This window comes from Shewanella atlantica (assembly GCF_003966265.1).
Lineage (GTDB): Bacteria > Pseudomonadota > Gammaproteobacteria > Enterobacterales > Shewanellaceae > Shewanella > Shewanella atlantica.
The window spans coordinates 944,207-963,404 of record NZ_RXNV01000001.1 but is presented as its reverse complement, the minus strand read 5'-3'; the positions used below and the strand labels follow the sequence as shown (position 1 = coordinate 963,404).

Here is a 19,198-nt window from a genome sequence, read left to right as displayed (position 1 = left end):
TGGCCACTCGATAAATTGACCCTAGCAACTAGTTGCTCCAAGCTTCAGGAGCAAACAGGTATCCCTGACCCCAGACCGTTTTAATCCTGAATGGTGTCTCGATATTATCGCCCAATTTCTTTCTCAGGCGGGAGACTCTGACATCAATTTTTCTATCCTTACCGTCAAAATCAATATTGAGCAGGTATTGATAGATATATTGGCGGCTCAATACTTGTCCGGCTTGTGAGGCCAATAGCCATAGTAGTTCAAATTCATGGCTGGTCAGATCGACTTCAATATCACCGAGTCTGATGGCTTGTGTGTGTGGGTCGATACTTAGTTTACCAAAGCTCAGGCAGTGAGATTCAACCTTAGGTGGCTTAGCGGTACGGCGTAACAGATTGTTAATTCTGGCGATCAGCAGCGCAGGATCGACGGGTTTAACAACGTAGTCATCGGCACCTAACTCCAGTCCTTTGATCTGATCCTCATTTGAGCCTAGTGCACTCATAAGCAGAATCGGGCCGGCAAAGTAGTCGGGTAGTTTTTCACACAGTGTCAGGCCATCCATTCCGGGTAGCATGATATCCAATAGAATAATATCAGGCTTGTAGCTGATTAGCCGAGTTAAAACCGTATCTCCCCGGCGCTCAACTTCTACGTGCATTCCATGCGACTTTAAATAATCCACAATCAGGTTTGCGAGACGAATGTCATCTTCTACCAGTAAAACTCTATGGGTCGATTGAGGGTCTGTCATTAGAATAAACTCCATGGGTTGCGATAGCGTCGTCGAACTTTCGGCTCGGAGGCCGGTGTAACTTTGAGTTTGACTCCAGCTAATGTTTGGTGTGTCTCTTTATCGATCATTACAAATTGAATATCGTCAGTTGCTTTGATATTCAAAGTTAAGGAGTGGGTCTGTGCCGACTCGGCACACCACTTCGTCATCTCTTTATAATCAGATAAGATGCATATGGGCCTGAAAGGTTCATTATCCCACTCTAGAACGAGAGTGAGTTCACAGGTCAGTTCATCTTCTGAAGTGATGCAAAACTCGGGTGACATCTTAAGTTTATAGCCTGATGTATCATATTCATCAGCGGCCACGGCAAAGCAGCTCGCTAAGGCGAGGCTAATGCTCCCAAAAAATATAAATCTAAATATCGACAATAACACCCGTGCTAAAACCTGTAGGCTGCGCCGACAAAAAAGGTACTGGTATAGTCTTCATTTAGCAGGGGACTTGCAACAATTTCATCGCCGATATGCGTGTATCTGGCTAAAAATAGCAGATCCCAATGCTGGGTGATTATATAGTGACTCGTTAGTTCGATCCCGGTATTCAGTGCAGACTTGGCTTGATATGCCTCGCTCCAGTAGCGACTCTCGTCGGGTCTGATACCATAGTAATAATCTACAAGCTCTTCACTCTTCCAGTCGAAAGTGAGGGCCAATTCAAATTTCCAATCTTCGACCGCCAGGTTGTAAAGCCATTTGAGCTTAGCTTCTGTTCCCTGGTGCACATTTAACAGGTCATGTGCCAACGATAGATTAATTGTGCCGGCACGAGTGTAGAAAAATGCTTCTACTCCACCTAAATAGGTAAAGTGTCGTTTATCTAATTTACCAATCTCGGGCTCCTGTACCGCTCTCACTACCGTTGGTGTCTGGGAGGTCGAATTTAATAGTGCTTTAGGCTCAAATTTATTGGTGCCGGCGATAAAAATATTTGATGGGTCCCAGCGATGAAAGTAGGCGCTATCGCTGCTGAGACTCGTGGTCAGGTTGATCGTGAACTTCTCCTGTTCGGAGAGTGTGTAGCCGAAATTACCATTTTCGAAGAACCAGGAGTCTCCGTAGTAAGCAAAGGTCGGGACTAAATAGATAGGTATATCGTCATAATCTTTGAGCGGGTTGGTTCTGTTACCATAGCCAAGTGCAAGGCCTACATCCCATCTGCCAATCTCTATACACTCAACCTTTTCCCCACAGGAGTCCACCACATCGGCCCAGACCGATACGGGAAGAAGGATGAAGCTTAGCAGAAGCACTTTTAGCTTTTTCATGACGCCGTTTATATACTCATCACAGAATTAACATAATGGGTAACAGAGTATCACTTCAAACAAGATTAGGCAGTGATTTAATCAATTTTGATGCAAACTGATACAGCGTGGCACGGAGTGTTTTTAACTTGTGTTTGTTGTGTTTTTATTGTGATCCTGGCTTGTGTGTTTTTGACGGGGATCTGGTTACAAACTGATGACGTTCCGTTTTGTTCATTACAATCTTTTGTTTTTTGTTATCTATTTTCAATCCAATTTGTCATTACCCACTTCATGATATCCACCTTGTACGTACTGGCTATCCCATTGTCAGAGCAGCTGTCAGAGCAGATCGTTATAGAAAAAAGCTATGGAGGCTAAAGAAAAAGAATATTTTTCCTGAAACTTAATTATGCTTAAGCTAGCTGTTTCATCGAGTTCTTATCGATAAACCCGTTTCATCATAACTGGTTATAGTCTCAAGAAAGGATAATAAAAATGGCGCGAGTGCATTTTGACTGGACAGATCCCCTGCAGTTTAACGCTCTACTCTCCCAAGAGGAGAGGATGGTGCGTGACAGTGTTTATGACTACGCTCAGGACAAACTCATGAGCCGGATTTTGATGGCCAATCGAGATGAACATTTCGACCGAGACATCATGAATGAACTCGGTGAAATGGGTTTGCTGGGTGCTACTCTACCTGAAAAATATGGCTGCTCAAACGTCAGCTATGTGAGCTATGGCTTAATAGCTCGCGAAATTGAACGGGTCGATAGTGGATATCGCTCGGCAATGAGCGTGCAGTCCTCTCTTGTGATGCACCCAATTCATGCCTATGGCACGGAAGAGCAAAGGGAAAAATATCTGCCAAAACTTGCCAGCGGCGAATGGGTCGGTTGTTTCGGGTTAACAGAGCCTGATGCCGGCTCTGATCCCGGGGGAATGAAGACCAGAGCCGAGCGCATAGAGGGGGGCTACCGAATCAATGGGGCCAAAATGTGGATAACCAATTCACCCATTGCCGATATTTTCATTGTATGGGCCAAACTTGAGGGCAAGATCCGTGGCTTTATTCTCGAAAAAGGGATGCCTGGACTGAGTGCACCGAAAATCGAGGGGAAGTTTTCTCTTCGGGCTTCTGTTACGGGTGAAATTGTCATGGATAATGTCGAAGTGCCTGAAACGGCGCTGATGCCAAATGCACTGGGATTGAAGGGGCCATTTGGTTGCTTGAATAAGGCTCGTTATGGGATCGCCTGGGGAGCATTAGGTGCCGCCGAATTTTGCTGGCATGCGGCTCGTCAATATACGCTGGATCGTATTCAATTTAATCGCCCCTTAGCATCAAACCAGTTGATCCAAAAGAAATTGGTAGATATGCAAACCGAGATCAGTCTGGGTCTCTTTGCGTGCTTGCAGGCGGGAAGGTTAATGGATAATGACGCATTAGCCGTCGAAGCCATCTCTATGATTAAACGCAACTCCTGTGGTAAGGCTCTGGATATTGCCCGTATGTCTCGTGATATGCATGGCGGTAACGGAATCTCCGATGAATTTCATATTATTCGTCATGTTATGAACCTGGAGGCGGTAAATACCTATGAGGGAACCCATGATATTCATGCATTGATTCTAGGAAGGGCTCAGACAGGTATTCAAGCATTTTGTTGAGGCATACCAATAGGTATAAGGATCAATAACTAAGCTTTGGTGTCTTTTCCCCTGGAGTGGATTAATCAAAAAGGTAACCCGCATTATGGAAGATAGAGGCATAGCAATAGATCGATGTTTCATCGAGCGGGTCAGAAAACAAGAGTTCAGTCAGATAGGTGAGGGCTGGTCACATCTGAGGCTGGGTTTATCAGATAGCGAGTTTATCGGATTATTTGAGTCTCAACTCAAGAGCCGCCTATTGGATTTAGAGTCGAGACAGATGCGAGCTCGCAATCAGGGATTTTACACCATAGGCAGCTCTGGCCATGAAGGTAATGCCGCATATGGGCTCGCATTTAAGCTCCAGGATATGGCATTTCTTCATTATCGGAGTGCCGCCTTTATGTTAGAGCGGGGACGTCACCTTACACAAGAGACGTTACTCTACGATATGCTGCTCTCTTTTTCTGCATCCAGTGAAGATCCGATCTCAGGTGGGCGCCATAAAGTGTTGGGGAGTAAAGGGCTCAATATTCCTCCCCAAACCTCAACTATCGCCTCACACCTCCCCAAAGCTGTTGGCGCCGCATTAAGTATCCCTTTGGGCGACCGCTTGTCGCTCGAGTCACAAATGCCATCTGATAGCGTGGTCCTATGTAGTTTTGGTGACGCCTCGGCTAATCATGCCTGCGCTCAAAGTGCGATCAACTCAGCTTGTTGGGCGGCCTATCAACAGGTGCCGTTGCCCTTAGTATTTATCTGTGAGGATAATGGCATAGGCATTTCGACGCCGACACCTAAGGGGTGGATCTCGGCAAATTTCAGTCAACGAGCAGGCCTTCAATATTTTCATTGTGATGGCAGAGATATTCTGGACTGCTACAAGGTGAGTAAAGCTGCCGCGGATTATGCCCGGAAGTTCCGAAAGCCGGTTTTTTTACATGTTCGCACCGTTCGCCTGATGGGTCATGCAGGCAGTGATGCCGAGATAGCCTACATGAGCGAGCAACAAATTTTAGATAATGAATCCCAAGACCCCTTGTTGGTCAGTGCCGGACAACTTATTGCGGCGGGCCTCATGAATGCCGGGCAGATCATCACACTCTATCTGAGCCTGAAAGAACAGATTGAGGCACTATCCAAAGTGGCGGTGACAAGGCCAAAGCTTGAGACCGCAGAGCAGATAATGAAATCGATAGTGCCTGATAAGGCGGTTGTCTCTGAGGTATTGCCTCTGGATGCAGCCAGGAGGGAAGCGTTACTTAAGGCCGACAGGCAGGCATTGAAAAAGCCTCTTCATATGGCCAAGTTGCTCAACCTTACATTAACGGAGTTGATGGCCCGTTATAAGCAGATCTTAGTGTTCGGCGAAGATGTGGGGAAAAAGGGAGGGGTCTACCATGTGACCTCCCGTTTAGTTGAGCGTTTTGGTCCCAACAGAGTGATCAATACACTCTTAGATGAGACCTCGATTCTTGGTTTGGCTATCGGCATGGCCCACAATGGAATATTACCTATCCCGGAGATCCAGTTTCTCGCCTATCTTCATAATGCGGAAGACCAAATTAGGGGGGAGGCTGCGACTATCTCCTTCTTTTCCGATGGCCAATTCACCAATCCTATGGTGATCCGCATTGCAGGTCTTGCCTATCAAAAAGGGTTTGGAGGACACTTTCATAATGACAACTCCTTCGCCGTTCTAAGGGATATTCCCGGAGTTATTATCGCCTGCCCCTCAAACGGCGCCGACGCAATAAGGATGCTCAGGGAGAGTGTCAGGTTGGCGCTCGAGGAGCAAAGGCTTGTTGTCTTTCTTGAGCCCATCGCGCTTTATATGACTAAAGATCTTCATGAGAAAGATGACGGGTTATGGGCGAGCGACTATATCCCCGAGCAAGAGGCTGAGCCATTAGCAGTAGGTGAAATTGCACAATATGGTGAAGGAGTTGAACTCTGCATTATCAGTTACGCTAATGGTTATTATCTGAGCCGTCAGGCCGAGCACGTTTTGTTGGCAAGAGGTATTAGGGTCAGGGTGGTTGATATTCGTTGGCTGGCACCGTTAAACCTTGATGCAATCGTTGCGAGTGCAAGGCTGTGTAAACATATCTTAATCGTCGATGAGTGTCGTAAGACTGGGTCTATAAGCGAGGCGGTTATGACTGGGTTTGTAGAAATTTTAGGTGAGCAATGCCCACACTTGGCCAGAATAACAGCCGATGATTGCTTTATTCCTCTGGCCGATGCGTCAATACTGCCGCTACCGAGTAAAGAGAGCATCGTTGAGGCTGCTATAGCCATGATAAACGGCTAGTTAATGCGAGGGGTTTATTAGAGACGGTTATTTAGATAAAAAATAGCCAGTTTGTCGATCTCATCTACACGAATGATTCACACCGTATTTAGCTTGATGAGGGTTTGATTGCGAAGATATCGCAGTTAAGCTGATCTATGATGTGTTCACTGGTGTGTCCCTTAAATTGGCTGAATAACCCATGGTGTTCTCCGGCGCCAAGTATGACTATGTTGGCTCCATACTTTTCTGCCATATTGGGGATTATGTGATCCGGTAACCCCTCTTCTAAATGTAAGTGGCTGTTTTCGATCTGATGGGCCCTGGCCGAATCGACTAAGTTTATCCAGTGACGACTCTGGTCATTCATACGATGATGTTTCACCTTGGGTGGCTTTATCGCCATACTGATGTTTTGCTCAAGAAAGCAGTTTACAAGATGAATGTCGCTACTGAGAAGGCTGGCAATATGCTCGGTTTCATCGAGTAGCTTTTGATTGAAGGTGTTGTGTTGATGACTCCCGTCATCTGTCTCTATCGCGGTAAGGATATGGCCATTCTCTCCCCACTCATTTGCCCCAACCAACATTACGGCAACGTCACTCTCTCTGAGTAGTCGCCATTCATCTGCAAATGAAAACTCATGAAATAGAGGATGATGGTGCTTATAGTTGAGAATGACGAGATCGTATTGTTCGTGCTCGAGCTCCTCCAATATCGCTTTGGAGACACTGTTATTGAGGCGAGTCTTGCTCTCTATTTCTATTCCCTGAGCACGGTATTGTTCAATAATTTTTTCATGAACCACGAACGGATTGATGCTTGAACTTGAGTGGGTCAGCCTTGAGAGTAAAGTGTGCTTAGGGGGGACTTCCAGTAAGGTCAGTTTAGCGTCAGTTTTATCGGCTAAAATTAGCGCCTTACGCAGGGCATTTTGTGTCGGTGAGCGAGTATCGACTACGGCTAAGATATGTCTGTATGCAATCATAAATACGCTCATCTGATTTAGGAACCCTTGGTAAACTGTAGACGAAACATCAGCAAAAGAAGTGGGCCAAATAAGAATGATTTTGACTAAGATTACCCTTTTATAGTGCTTAATCGTCTACTTTTTTAACAGGCTGTTTTTATGGTTTTTTTTATTTGGTTTTGAATGAGTACTCGGGCCTGTCGAGAGGCAAGCCCTGTATTAATGAGATGAATAATGGAGAGGGGAGGCTGAGAGCGTGATGACCTATATTAATGAGACTGGTATTATGCCTTGCTCTTAATAAATTCGATGGCCGCAGCATCCAGAGAACGTTTAGAGATATAGTTCATACCTTTCGAGTTTTTGATTAGAAAACCTCTGTTTGTCACAGTTAACTCGGTGATCTCAGACCATAAAATAGAGCTGTTAACATAGATTGATTCGCTGCTAATTCCTTGTTCATCTATAGTGAGTTTTACTTCATTGCTCGCAGCCTTGCTCATCATCTGCCGCCATAACCACCAGGTTTTCTTAAATTTAACACTTAAGGCTTCTAAAGCGCCCAGGCCGACAAGAAAGAGAGAAGCATAGGCATTCGTGCCTGTGAGCAATAACGCCGTACCTACTAAAATAAATCCAATCGCCTTGTAGTAAGCTCTGGGGGATTTATCGATAGTTACCGACTCATCGAAGCATTCACTGAAATGTGTTTTATCAAGAATATAGCGACTGGTGAAACTAAAAGGAGAGTTCATTGGTATCGGCTTGGTGGAGTTTGACCTTAGTTTAACCTTAACCTATCTCATTTCAAATCTAGTAATTTTTATAATGGGGAACCTATAATCAAATGATGATAGGCAATTCGTTAAGGTATAGAGATGTCATTCGTTCCCAAGGGCTATATTAACTACCAATCGACCTGTGTATTTACCAGAAAAAGTGTGCCTAAGGTATTGCTGGAACCTCACTATACAAAAATAGGTGTCTATGGTCAGCTCCATGTACTTAGTGGAGAGTTAAAGTTTTATGGTTACGCAGATAGGCTTGGGGAGCCGGAAAAGATAGTGCTGGTAAAGGCCGATGAAACGGCAATATCTCACCCTGAGTATTGGCACCGGGTCGAGCCATTAACGGATGATACAGAGTTTGAGATCCGCTTCTTTGCTCACAAGGATTCCCCGTTAGTCAATGACCTTGAAGTAAAGAAAAGTCGATGACTGTTATTCCTGCCTGGTCATCATACTCAGTGCTCTTAATGAGACAATAGAGACATTAAGGGCTTGAGCAAGCGAATATTCAGGCCGAAAGCTTGTTAGCTTCTTTATACCGGTTAGTATCAGACAGAGTTAAGCGTTAGAAAGTTGCTTGGGCTGTTGGCATTTCTCCGGGCGATTATCGGCTGTACTGCCTCCCCAGTCAGCTTCGACTTGATGAATGATCATTTTTATCACCCGCTCGACTCTCTGGACTCCCTATATCAACCGTTAATGCGAAATCTTCTGCGCCTTGATTCTACAGGCTTGCCTGTATCGCCCCGTGTTCGCCTTGTATTAATTAAGATTATTGTTCAGCCAGACTTAAAATGTGACAAGTAGAACATTAAACCTGCAGTTAACAAAGGTTAACATGACATTTACACTTCGGGTGGTTAGAGTGGTACTGTGTCAATCTTGAGATAAAACCTGGTTGGTTGAATGAGATGATGATTAAGGAGAAGGCATGTTGTTAGGAAGCATAGCTGAACTTTTTTTCTGGTTTTTCTGGGAGTTTTTACTCTCATTCCTCCTCTACACCACAGGAGCTGTGGTGTTAGGCGTGATCTCTTTTGGTCGCATACAAAAGCCGCTCTATCTCCCGGTTGTCTTCAATAGTGAAAAGCGTCTGGCGAAGAATGATTTCTTTTCTGTATATATCACCGGGTTCTTTTTCTATCTCATTTTGCTTACTCTGGTCATCTGGTTGGGCTAGCCTCGTTCATCGTTCTTATTTGAATAATATCTGCTGCTTTATCTATGGAGCGCCCCATTGATAAGTGCAAGCGACACTCTTGTTTAGAGCATGTGGTTTTCATATTCAGTTTTGTTTATGAGAAAAGTTGAGTCGATCAGGCTCAATGCTATTTCTCTATCTTCCTATCCTATATCGCTTTGTTAATCGTATCTGTTTCGTTCAGACGGGATATCGCTCAGGTACTCTACAAACTCCACTTCAAAGCCATTTGGGTCTATGTAGTAAACATTACGCCTGAAATCATCTTCAGCACCCTCTTTATCAACCGGGTATCCAGCCTTATCCAGTCGTTCGATGATTGCATCCAGATCATCGGTGACAAATGCGAAATGAGCCAGCCCAATTTGATGACCCGTTAGATCTCGGTTTTCACCGACTCCATCATTGTTAAAGGTTAAGTATTGGTAGTCGTCACCGAAATGGACCCAGTCTCTGGGTTTACCATGCCAGTTTCCCACGCCGCCTCCCCGAACCTTCCAGTGTGGGAATACCGTTTGATAAAAGTGCAGTGTTTTAGGGATATCTTCAACGACTAAGTTTACGTGCTCGAGATGTATCATGATTTGCTCCTCGTTGTTTGTAGCTTGAACTTCTAAAATTGATCCTGCTTTTTTACTCGCCAGGGCGGGTCTAAACGGTTTTTTCCGGCCCAAAAAAGTTTAATTTGGTTTCCACTGGGATCATGAAGTATGGCCTCTCGCCAGAGGTATGTCTGGTCGGTTGGCATCTGGTCGAATACGAAACCGCGTTCGATTAATTGCAGAACCAGCTCATCGAGTCGTTCATGCTCGAAGTATATCGTGCTGGTATTCTTCTCGCTTTTTTCCTGTAAAGAGAGCGAAAAACTGGCATCGCCATCCAGGCAGTGAAACCTTGCATAATGGGGGGTATCGACAATCAATTCGAAGCCCATCTTTTGGTAAAAGTCGACTGCAGCTTTCATCTCATATACCGGAAAAGTGATTTGATTCATCCTCATGCTTCTGACCTCTTTCTAAAACTACATGCCGTAGCAATATTCCTGTTGCTTAGGGTAGGGAGTTGACTCATGTCTCTCACGGATCCCAACCAAGGCGCCGCTGTATTGATGCAGCATGTGTAAGCTGTAATCGATGCGTGCCCTTAAATCAATTTCACGTTCAGACTCAAATTCACGTCCAAGTTCACACTCAATATCCAGCTCAGCATCGAGGGAGGAACTAGCGAGAAGGGGGGGAGTATTGAGGACTTCTGTCACGTTTCGAATAATCAGATGGTCCGGTAGCGCAACCAGTTTGTTGTTCTTAAGTGCGTTCATTCTAAGCTCTGCAATCGGGTAGGCACCGCTGATCCCACTGACGACCGAAACCAACAGGGCTGGCTTATGGGCGGTATCCTGGTTATTGCACATCAATAGGAAGTTTTTCAGAAGTGGAGAGGCCATCCCACCCCATTCCGGAGTGATTAGGATCAGTGCATCGGCTCGACGAACCTTATAACTTATCATGGCCCATGGATTTCCCTCTCCGGATTTACTCTCGGGCTCACCGTCCCAAAATGGTAGGTCGAAACGACACAGCTCTATATGACTGACCTCTGAATAACCTGTCGCTACCGAACTCATATATTTCGCAACTTTAGCGCTCTGTGACTGAGCTCTTTGGCTGCCACTGACAATAAGTAACCTCATTTAAATAAACCTTTTTATTTACTAATTGTTTTATAAGGTAGATGCTTTATTAAACTTTGTAAAGGGGCTACAGAGGATATTCACTAAAAAGTAAATTAAAAAGTTTACTTAAGATCTGGATCGGTAATAATAGGGTGCAGAGAGGAGATGTTATGAAAACCAGTGAAAAGATCATTCAGCTACTTAAGACTCAAGGTCCGCTTACCGCTAAGGTGCTTGCCACTGAGTTGTCTCTCACGACAATGGGAGTGCGTCAGCATATGCAAGCCTTGGAGGAGGAAGGGGATATCTGCTTCGAGGATAAAAAAGCCCCCCGGGGACGTCCTACCAGGTACTGGTCTCTAACGCCAAAAAGCAACAGCCACTTTTCCGATCGCCACGAAGAGCTCTCAGTTCAACTGATCGATTCTGTTATCACGGTATTTGGCGATAGTGGATTGGATAAGCTTATTTTGCACCGAGAGCAAAGCTCCCTCGAGCTCTACCAGCAGAGGTTAGCCGGTGAAGATACGCTTAAGTCTAAGCTCCGAGCATTGGCCGAATTGAGATCGATTGAGGGCTATATGGCAACGGTTAACGAAGCGGGAAGTGACTTTTGGCTATTGGAAAATCATTGTCCTATCTGCGCCGCGGCGAGTAAGTGCCTTAACTTCTGTCGCTCGGAGTTAAATCTGTTTCAAACCCTGTTAAAGGAGGAGGCAGAAGTTAGCCGTGAAGAGCATATTATCGAGGGCGCACGTCGTTGTGCTTACCGGATAACACCGATTAACTAGTGGTAAAAAAGAGATGGAATCGAAGCGCGCCAGATTAGACCGGTTTATCAGCGTCAATACAGGTATTAACCGTAAACATGTTCGGCTTATGTTGGCCAAAGGTCGCGTTAGAGTCGATGGTGAGCTTGCCCGTGATATCGACCAAGTCGTGGATGAATTTTCTCATATTTGTCTGGATGACAAAGTGTTACAAGCGAACAAAGCCAGTTATATCATGTTGCATAAGCCCGTTGGAGTAGTGAGTGCGACGATAGACGATAAACATAAGACAGTGATAGACCTCTTGGACAGAGATGATAAGGAGAGCCTGCATATCGTGGGTAGGTTGGATCTCAATACTTCAGGTCTGCTTTTACTCACTAACGATGGGCGTTGGTCGAAGCGGTTAATGGATCCTGAGCATAAGGTAGGTAAACTTTATCGTGTTCATTTGCAGAACCCTCTGACTCCCGACTATATTTCCGGGTTTGCTCAAGGTATGTATTTTGAGTTTGAAGATATTACCACCTTGCCGGCAGAGCTCGAAATTGTCGATAGTTATACGGCATTGGTGACTCTTTATGAGGGACGCTACCACCAGATTAAGCGCATGTTCGGCCGTTTTCGCAACCCTGTCATAGGATTACATCGAATTTCAGTAGGAAATATAGTGCTCGATGACGGCTTGAAATCCGGGCAAAGCAGGGCGCTCACTATAGATGAAATAGCGTTGTAGTTTCTAATAAAGTCAAAGAGATGATTTAAGGTTCAATTAATCTAGATCATTCAATTAACATATCCGATGTGCTATACCTATCAGCATGAATAGATAAATTCAATAAAAAATGACTAATCATGCAATCAAGAAAATCAGTGAACTCGATGTATTTTGTTTATTGGTATTTAAAATTATTTTTCAAACCGGTCATGCTAATTCGGCTGCAAAAGAGCTGAATGTCTCGGCACCTAAAATCAGCCGCTGCCTGACAATGTTACGGACAACGTTTGATGATGAGCTATTTTATCGTCGTCAGTTGGGGTTGAAACCAACCCCGTTAGCCGAGCACCTGTATGAGCCCATCTGTCGGTTTTGCGACTCGGTGGCTAAAATCGAACAAGTGGCGTTTGAAGTCAGTCATTACGACGCTGCGCCGATCCTCAATATCGCAGTGACGCCGGGCATCATGGCGAGTCTCTCTCTTGTTTTATGTAATAATGACTCTCTTAAAACTATAGGCAAGATTCGCCTCCACCCTTGGAAAGATGACTCTGCCGAGTTGATCCACAGCGGAGGGCTGGACTTAGGGTTAGCCTTCGATACCTCTCATCATCTCGATCTCAATTTTGAACACTTAGGTACCTTAGACTCGGTTTACCTGGCGGGAAATACCAGACATCCCATTTGGGAGAGCCTTCCTCACCTGACCTTAGATGAAATCTGTAAGCACCCTTTTCTCTATCTTGAGGGGAAAGGATTCAATGACAAGGTGGACCCCCTGGAGGTCTATAGCCGTCAGTCTGGAATAGAGCTTATTAGTGCTGAGAAGGTCAAAGGTAAGGAGCAGTGGTACAGCAACTTATTGACCATGGGGAGCCTGGCTTTTGCTCCTGCGGTAGAAGCTGAAATTTGTAAGAACATGCCGGGGATCCGTGTAGAGCAGTTGCCCGAAGTCGAGGTGAAGAAACTTCATGGGAATATGCTGTCTCCACAATACTATTTAATAGAAAAACCAGCTTCCCATCGCCGCTATACTGCTGAAAATCGTGAAATGATAATCAATATTATTAAGGGGTTATTGAGATCGTAAGGATTTCTTAATTCAATTCTACTTATCGAAATTACGTTTTTCAGATATTGAAATTACGATATCTGAATCTTCAATTATTAATCACAAGTTGATCACCTAATTACAACATTCTGTTCTGGTTCTTTTATATTTGATCTACTGCGATAGCAGGAAAAAACTCATATAGGGACTGATGATGAAAAAATATAATAGATCCTTAATGGCCATGGCACTGATTGGTGTCATTGGCCTGACAGCGTGTGATGGCGATGATGGTAAAGATGGTGCTCCGGGAGAGCCTGGAACACCGGGAACACCCGGTACTCCGGGGTTACCAGCAGGCTCATTTACTAACACTGTAAACTCAGCAGCTGATTTTGTACTGACCTTAGCGCCAGCCGATATCGTTGTTGTTGGAACTGAAGATTTCTCACTCAAATTCACCGTTACCGGTAAAAACACTAAAGGTGAAGCTGTACCTTTTGTAGGGTTAGATAAAGTTGCACTATACGTGACGAATCAGACCGTTAATACCACTGATACCGGTGCCCCCATGCTGTGGGCCAACAATGCCCTAACCAATGAATTTGGCTCAAGCATGTACTGTACACCAACAGGTAAGGCCACGGCTCGTGGTGGTGCAGAAGTGGATGCATGTACCTTAGTTGAAGACGCTGAAAACCCAGGTACTTATACTGGCTCATGGGTGCATGACGGTAATGCACCTGTCGTATTGGCAGATGGCGATCCAAATACTCTCTATCGGGTCATGATCCGCTCATATAATGTGGTCGACAGTCAAGGCGAAGGGATCTCAGATAAGTTACTCTCTACGCCTCTGGACTTTAACCCATCCACCGGAGAACTCGCTGTTTCAACAAAGGATATCGTTTCCAACGCTGCCTGCATCAAATGTCACACTAAGATGGAAGGCTATGGAGAAGGTGATGTTCGTATCGCCAATATCGGTGCTCACCACAACTATCAAAAAGTTGAAAACTGTATCACCTGTCATAACCCGGCGTACGCTGGTGGACAGGACGATCCGGAAAAAGGCTTTAACGCTAACTTCAATGCGATGATCCATACTATTCATGCCGGTCACCACCTAGCCGATGAGCTAACAGGTGAGGCGTTAGACGAGTTTGGTGAAATAGCTTTTCCTGCAGAGCTTAATGAATGTATGACTTGTCACGATGGCGCATCGGGCTGGAATGATAATGTTTACGCCGAAGCATGTCAGGGCTGTCATATGGACGTTGATTTCACCACCGGTGAAAACCATCGCGGTATCGTTCCTGGAAGCGACGCAGCATGTTCCGGTTGTCACGGGGCTGGTAGCTTGAGTCCTGTGATTGCTCATAGTGTGGGTGGTAGAGATAAAGTCGCTGAAAAATTCGTGATTGAAATCCAATCCGCTGTGGTTGAAGCTTCGGCAACACTAGATATGAGCTATTTGACCGTTACCTCTCAAGTCACCATGAATGGTGTACCTGTAGATGCAGCAACTTACGCAGCGATTACAGACTATATGACAAATTCTGGTCGTGGCTTCTTAATCGGTCGTCTAAACCCTGATACAGGTGCAGTTGCCCATGGTTATGGCGCCGCAGGTAGCTTCAAAATGCCATTTACTGGCGGTGTCATGACGGCAGGTATGCTGGTTAATAAGACTGAATTTGACACAGTAGATTTAGTTGGCCCTATCTATGCGACTGCGGAAGTTCAATTATGTTCAGAAGACGAAATGATTGTTAAATGTACTCTGGATGAAGACGGAGACGTTAATGAACTCGCTGTTGCTAACAGTGCACCAGTTAAATACTTCAATCTTTCAGACTCTGGAGCGGTAGAGGTTGCTGCGCGCATTGCTGACCCGGATAGAACGACTATCAGTGAAGCTAAGTGTAATACATGTCATGGAAATTTAACTCACGTTAAAGGAACGCATGGTGCTACCGAGTTTACTCAGTGTATGGCTTGCCATAGTGAAAACTTGGGTTCACGACCTTCATATCATCCAAGTGTTACGTTCAAAACTGATGAAGTCGATGCCGATGGTGAGGCTATTTGGGAAGCTGTTGAGGGGTTAACTTATGCTAACCGTGACTTAGTGACGGTTGCACATCGATTCCACAGTGGTAATTGGGATGGTACACCATTAGTCTATCGTGATGCAGATGGAGAACTACACGGTTATCCAGCAGTACAAACTAACTGTAGTGAGTGTCATAAAGATGGTGCAGAGCTCTTTGGCGCAGACGGTGGTCTGACTTCAGGTAAACGTTCTATCCAAATTAGTGATACAGGGTTTATCTCACCTGTCGCAGAAGCTTGCCGTACTTGCCACGCTCACTCTGGACCTGCTGCACTAGCTCACTTCAAGAGCAACGGTGCTTATGTTGAGGGAGATGAAGGTAGTACTGCTGATTTACCAGTCGAATCTTGCTCAACCTGTCATGGCGAAGGTAAGCAGTATGGTATCGACGTAATGCATGCGGGAGGTGCTCACTAGCTGAGATAATAATCACCCTCTGTGGGCGCATCCCTGCAGCCCACAGCTTTTGCAAACAGCTTTTTGAAAACAGCTTTTGCAAATGGTGTTTTGTTAACAGTTCTTTGTTAATTCTGGGGCCCTTGGGCCCCATTTTTTATCGATTTGATGCTATCTTGTAACTAAGTTGAGTGTTCCCAAGTGTGCCTAACAACATCATTTCTTTCAGATATTTTAAGTTAATCCCTGCAGAGCCAGAGCTAAAGCATGTGAGTTTTACTCAATAGAGATCCCTTTTAGTTATTCTGTGATCGTGCTCTCAATAAATTTGATATTTGCGATCTTGCTGCGTCAGGCGTGCAGTTTCGATTGTTTAGGGAGTTCGCATATTATATCTAATGCCACGTTCCTGCGTGTTGCTTCACGTTTGCCTGCGTTTGCGTGACGGCTGTCACGCTCTGTCTTTGGCAAGGTTTCAGACCTAATGCCCGCCATGTGTTAAGCTTTTGAAATAAGTGGACTTTATAGTAACATGACTGTTTTTCCATTCATGATGCGAATAAGCTTTTAATATGAATGAATTTATGTTTAATAGCTTTGTAATCAGAGTGTTATCGTATTTCATTCCTGCATTTGTTAATAGGTACACCGATTATTATCCGTCCGAATCACGCAGCTGTTTACTCGTTTGATATGTTAAATCCCTTCCTCTAGAATGCGCCGCGCATGATTTATGCCCAAACCACTTCAAGATTTTAGTTTGAGGAGATCGACAAGTGGCTTGGGTGTACTTAAATCAATTTAATTCTGTTGGAAAATTCCTGTAGGGGAAATCGATGTCGACGAAACTAGCTAACCCGGCTCCACTTGGCCTTATGGGCTTCGGTATGACCACCGTTCTATTAAACATACACAATGCGGGATTCTTCCCAATTGATTCTATGATCCTGGCAATGGGAATTTTCTACGGTGGCTTAAGCCAGGTAATCGTTGGCTGCATGTGCTTTAAGCGCGGTGACACATTCGGCACTACCGCTTTCACCTCATATGGCCTGTTCTGGTTAACGCTTGTTGGCTTACTTGTATTGCCTAAGATGGGACTGGCAGCTGCAAGCCCAGCAGGTTTCATGGGCTGGTACTTGACTATGTGGGGTATATTTACCGCGTTTATGTTTGTCGGCTCATTGCGCTATCCACGTGCTAAGCAAGTAGTATTCGGTTCATTAACTATTCTGTTCTTCCTTCTGGCTGCCAGAGACTTTACCGGCAGTGAGCTTATCGGCACAATCGCCGGTTTCGAAGGTATCTTCTGTGGTGCAAGCGCTATCTACTTCGCCATGGCGCAGGTGCTGAATGCTGAGTATGGCCGCACTATTTTACCTGTTGGTGAACTAGCGCCGAAGGCGACTCAGTCTTTTCAAGCTGAACCTCATCTAAAAGCCGCTTAATTCGCTGTTTTATAGCGAGTGATATCAGATTCAAAAAAAAGGCTGACATTTGATGTCAGCCTTTTCTGTTTGAGCTAATACCACTCGGTATCTATACCGGGATTAAGCTCTCTGCAGCTTCAGTAACCATTTGCCATACAGATAGATCCCCACGGCGGATATGGTGCCAATCGCGGCAATGATGTACCAGGCCATACCTATGTTATGGGTGTTATATAGCAAGGTTGTGAGCTCTTGAGCCGGCTCGCCGGTATAGGTGACCAATGTGCTGAAGGCCTCACCCTGTGGGATGGCGCTGACATCGGCCGCACTCATTCCACGCTGCGACAATAGCTCCAGAGAGAAGATCTCTTTCGAGGCATACATCTCATAGAGTTTAGGACCAAAATAACCTTCCAGTGTCCAGCCTATTCCCTGGGGTAACATGACAAAACCAAGGTACATGGCTTTCTTACCTTCCGGCGCGATATTACCCATAAACTCATTCTTCTTGGGGCTGATCATCATCTCACCAAAAGAGAACATGGCAATGGCCAGTACTATCATCCAGGCCGCATTGGTTGCGCCAATTAATACGAAGGCGAAAATACTCAGCAAACAGCCACCAAGCATAGCCGTGGTAATGCGGTATTTAGCGGTCAATGCCGCGACCAGGAAGCAGGTCGTCATGATCATACCCGCATTGAGGTTGAGCATACCTTCCGGCATCACCTTAGTTCCGGTGTTGTCCAGTCCCAGCCAGAATTGGAAGAAACCATTTGAGGTGCCTTCCGGACCAAACAGGGATGTGACGATGACGCTGGTGTCTACCCATTCGGCGATGTGGATAGGCAGTACATCGAAAAGTGAATTAAACAGGAACCAGAAACCGGCAAATACCAGCATATAGTAGATAACCACAGGCTTTTTAAGCTCATGCAGTGCATCTCGCCACAGTGCTTGTTGCTGAATTTCACCGGATTTTATTTTGCGGTTACGTTCCAATCGCTCCTCTTTCCCCGGCTCTTTATAGGCGAGTAGAAACAGGAAATTGAAGGAAATTATCGCCGCACAAGCGTAGAAGACATTATCCCAGGAAAGTTGGCGCATATGTACCGCAACCAGAGGGCCAAGGAAACCACCAATATTGACCACCTGATAGAAAATACCCCACGCCATGGAGGTGTTCTGCCTGCCGGTGGACAGCACCAGAGTTCCCTGAATACCGGGTTTAAAAATACCGGTACCTCCAGCGAGTAATATGGCTCCGAACAGGAAGCCATAGAAGTTCGGGAAGAAGGCCATCACTAAGTAGCCGGAGATTTTGATCAGGGTGGAAACAAAGATGGTCTCTTTATAACCGACTCTATCGGAGATCCCGCCGGTAAATACCGGGACAAAGGTCTGCATCAAGGCCCAGAGAGCGATAATGATACCGTAGTCGTTAAGGCTTATTCCTAAGCCACCCTCGGAAACGGGCGCCTTCGCATAAAGGCCCGCACTGGCTTTAACGCCATAGTAGGCAATTCGCTCAACGAGCTCCATGCCGCCGACGATCCAGAAAATGTAACTTAAGCTGGCAATGGAGGCCCACATACCCAGCTGCTTGACTTCTCGCAGGTCATTACCTGCGTAAGCATCTTTGGAGTCGCTCATACCCTTCCCTTTAATATTATAATTTTTGGTTTTATTTTAATTGTTCGTGGTAATAACGGTTATTCAGATTACCGGAACGTTAATGATTGCTGCCGACACTTTACCTAATTTGGTGAAAAACACCAAAGTGAATATGGATATTTAAACAGAGTTCATGTTTCAGAGCTTTTATCATCTTTGCCTTTGAGCCGCGCCAGGCACCGATATATTGCGGTTTATGAGTCATCCAGACCCGTTTAAATTGAAAAGAACCCATTGCATCTGTAGGGGAGGAAAATTATTTACTGAGTATGTAACTGATTGTATTTAAGTTTGTTTTGTCTTTATTGTTAGATTTTCATGGCTTTAGTGATTAAGTTGGTAGCATCATGATTGTGATGCATGTTTATCCTGTTTATGAGATAAATATTGAATTGGAACCAGCCGATGAGCTGGTGCCTCTATGAGACTCGGC

General features: G+C 45.2%; 18 protein-coding genes. 9 read left to right on the top strand and 9 right to left on the bottom strand.

The features are described from left to right. Positions 1–28 precede the first annotated feature (28 nt). From EKG39_RS04160 to EKG39_RS04150, 3 genes are read right to left on the bottom strand one after another with little or no spacing between them, the layout of a single operon-like run. Positions 29–742, bottom strand: coding sequence for a response regulator (locus EKG39_RS04160; protein ID WP_126504462.1), 714 nt, complete (start codon positions 740–742; stop codon positions 29–31). Then, a complete protein-coding gene (locus tag EKG39_RS04155) occupies positions 742–1,161 on the bottom strand; it encodes a DUF3019 domain-containing protein (RefSeq protein ID WP_126504461.1) in 420 nt (139 codons plus the stop codon). The genes EKG39_RS04160 and EKG39_RS04155 overlap by 1 nt, the downstream gene beginning before the upstream one ends. Before the next feature lie 5 nt (positions 1,162–1,166). Beyond that, a complete protein-coding gene (locus EKG39_RS04150) occupies positions 1,167–2,051 on the bottom strand; it encodes a MipA/OmpV family protein (RefSeq protein ID WP_126504460.1) in 885 nt (294 codons plus the stop codon). Positions 2,052–2,528: 477 nt separating this feature from the next. Between EKG39_RS04150 and EKG39_RS04145 the strand changes: the two genes are divergently transcribed. Both EKG39_RS04145 and EKG39_RS04140 read left to right on the top strand, forming a co-directional pair. Next, entirely contained in the window at positions 2,529–3,704 is a 1,176-nt protein-coding gene (locus EKG39_RS04145) for an acyl-CoA dehydrogenase (protein ID WP_126504459.1), read from the top strand. Between the two features lie 85 nt (positions 3,705–3,789). Continuing rightward, positions 3,790–6,000, top strand: coding sequence for a thiamine pyrophosphate-dependent enzyme (locus tag EKG39_RS04140; RefSeq protein WP_126504458.1), 2,211 nt, complete (start codon positions 3,790–3,792; stop codon positions 5,998–6,000). A gap of 88 nt (positions 6,001–6,088) precedes the next feature. Here the strand turns inward: EKG39_RS04140 and EKG39_RS04135 are convergent, their stop codons facing one another. Together EKG39_RS04135 and EKG39_RS04130 are read right to left on the bottom strand one after the other, a co-directional pair. Further along, a complete protein-coding gene (locus tag EKG39_RS04135; RefSeq protein WP_126504457.1) occupies positions 6,089–6,979 on the bottom strand; it encodes a universal stress protein in 891 nt (296 codons plus the stop codon). A 254-nt stretch (positions 6,980–7,233) separates the two neighbouring features. Continuing rightward, positions 7,234–7,704 (bottom strand): YcxB family protein, encoded by a 471-nt coding sequence (locus tag EKG39_RS04130; protein ID WP_126504456.1) that lies wholly within the window; start codon positions 7,702–7,704, stop codon positions 7,234–7,236. 123 nt (positions 7,705–7,827) lie between these two features. Between EKG39_RS04130 and EKG39_RS04125 the strand changes: the two genes are divergently transcribed. Then, a complete protein-coding gene (locus tag EKG39_RS04125) occupies positions 7,828–8,166 on the top strand; it encodes a TehB-like domain-containing protein (protein ID WP_126504455.1) in 339 nt (112 codons plus the stop codon). A gap of 502 nt (positions 8,167–8,668) precedes the next feature. After that, positions 8,669–8,917, top strand: coding sequence for a hypothetical protein (locus EKG39_RS04120; protein ID WP_126504454.1), 249 nt, complete (start codon positions 8,669–8,671; stop codon positions 8,915–8,917). A gap of 182 nt (positions 8,918–9,099) precedes the next feature. Here EKG39_RS04120 and EKG39_RS04115 read toward each other — a convergent pair whose 3' ends face one another. Genes EKG39_RS04115 through EKG39_RS04105 form a run of 3 tightly spaced genes read right to left on the bottom strand, consistent with a single transcriptional unit; the run spans position 9,100 to position 10,628 of the window. Continuing rightward, positions 9,100–9,519, bottom strand: a complete 420-nt coding sequence (locus tag EKG39_RS04115) for a VOC family protein (protein ID WP_126504453.1) — start codon at positions 9,517–9,519, stop codon at positions 9,100–9,102. Between the two features lie 32 nt (positions 9,520–9,551). Next, positions 9,552–9,938 carry a VOC family protein gene (locus tag EKG39_RS04110; RefSeq protein ID WP_126504452.1) on the bottom strand — a complete coding sequence of 129 codons (387 nt, stop codon included), beginning with the start codon at positions 9,936–9,938 and terminating at the stop codon, positions 9,552–9,554. A gap of 21 nt (positions 9,939–9,959) precedes the next feature. Next, positions 9,960–10,628: an NAD(P)H-dependent oxidoreductase gene (locus tag EKG39_RS04105; RefSeq protein ID WP_126504451.1), complete on the bottom strand. Its 669-nt coding sequence runs from the start codon at positions 10,626–10,628 to the stop codon at positions 9,960–9,962. A 152-nt stretch (positions 10,629–10,780) separates the two neighbouring features. On the opposite strand from EKG39_RS04105, the gene EKG39_RS04100 reads away from it, so the two are divergent. The 5 genes from EKG39_RS04100 (at position 10,781) to EKG39_RS04080 (ending at position 17,109) form a co-directional block, all read left to right on the top strand. Beyond that, the gene (locus EKG39_RS04100; protein ID WP_126504450.1) at positions 10,781–11,401 is read left to right on the top strand and encodes a helix-turn-helix transcriptional regulator; all 621 of its coding nucleotides are present in this window, start codon (positions 10,781–10,783) and stop codon (positions 11,399–11,401) included. A 13-nt stretch (positions 11,402–11,414) separates the two neighbouring features. After that, on the top strand, positions 11,415–12,116 hold the full coding sequence (locus tag EKG39_RS04095) for a pseudouridine synthase (protein WP_126504449.1): 702 nt from the start codon (positions 11,415–11,417) through the stop codon (positions 12,114–12,116). Between the two features lie 109 nt (positions 12,117–12,225). Next, positions 12,226–13,188, top strand: a complete 963-nt coding sequence (locus EKG39_RS04090; protein ID WP_126504448.1) for a LysR family transcriptional regulator — start codon at positions 12,226–12,228, stop codon at positions 13,186–13,188. 175 nt (positions 13,189–13,363) lie between these two features. After that, positions 13,364–15,682, top strand: coding sequence for an OmcA/MtrC family decaheme c-type cytochrome (locus tag EKG39_RS04085; RefSeq protein WP_126504447.1), 2,319 nt, complete (start codon positions 13,364–13,366; stop codon positions 15,680–15,682). 815 nt (positions 15,683–16,497) lie between these two features. Then, positions 16,498–17,109 carry an acetate uptake transporter gene (locus EKG39_RS04080; protein WP_126504446.1) on the top strand — a complete coding sequence of 204 codons (612 nt, stop codon included), beginning with the start codon at positions 16,498–16,500 and terminating at the stop codon, positions 17,107–17,109. 102 nt (positions 17,110–17,211) lie between these two features. On the opposite strand, the gene EKG39_RS04075 is transcribed toward EKG39_RS04080, so the two are convergent. Then, positions 17,212–18,744, bottom strand: coding sequence for an MFS transporter (locus EKG39_RS04075; RefSeq protein ID WP_126504444.1), 1,533 nt, complete (start codon positions 18,742–18,744; stop codon positions 17,212–17,214). Positions 18,745–19,198 lie beyond the last annotated feature (454 nt).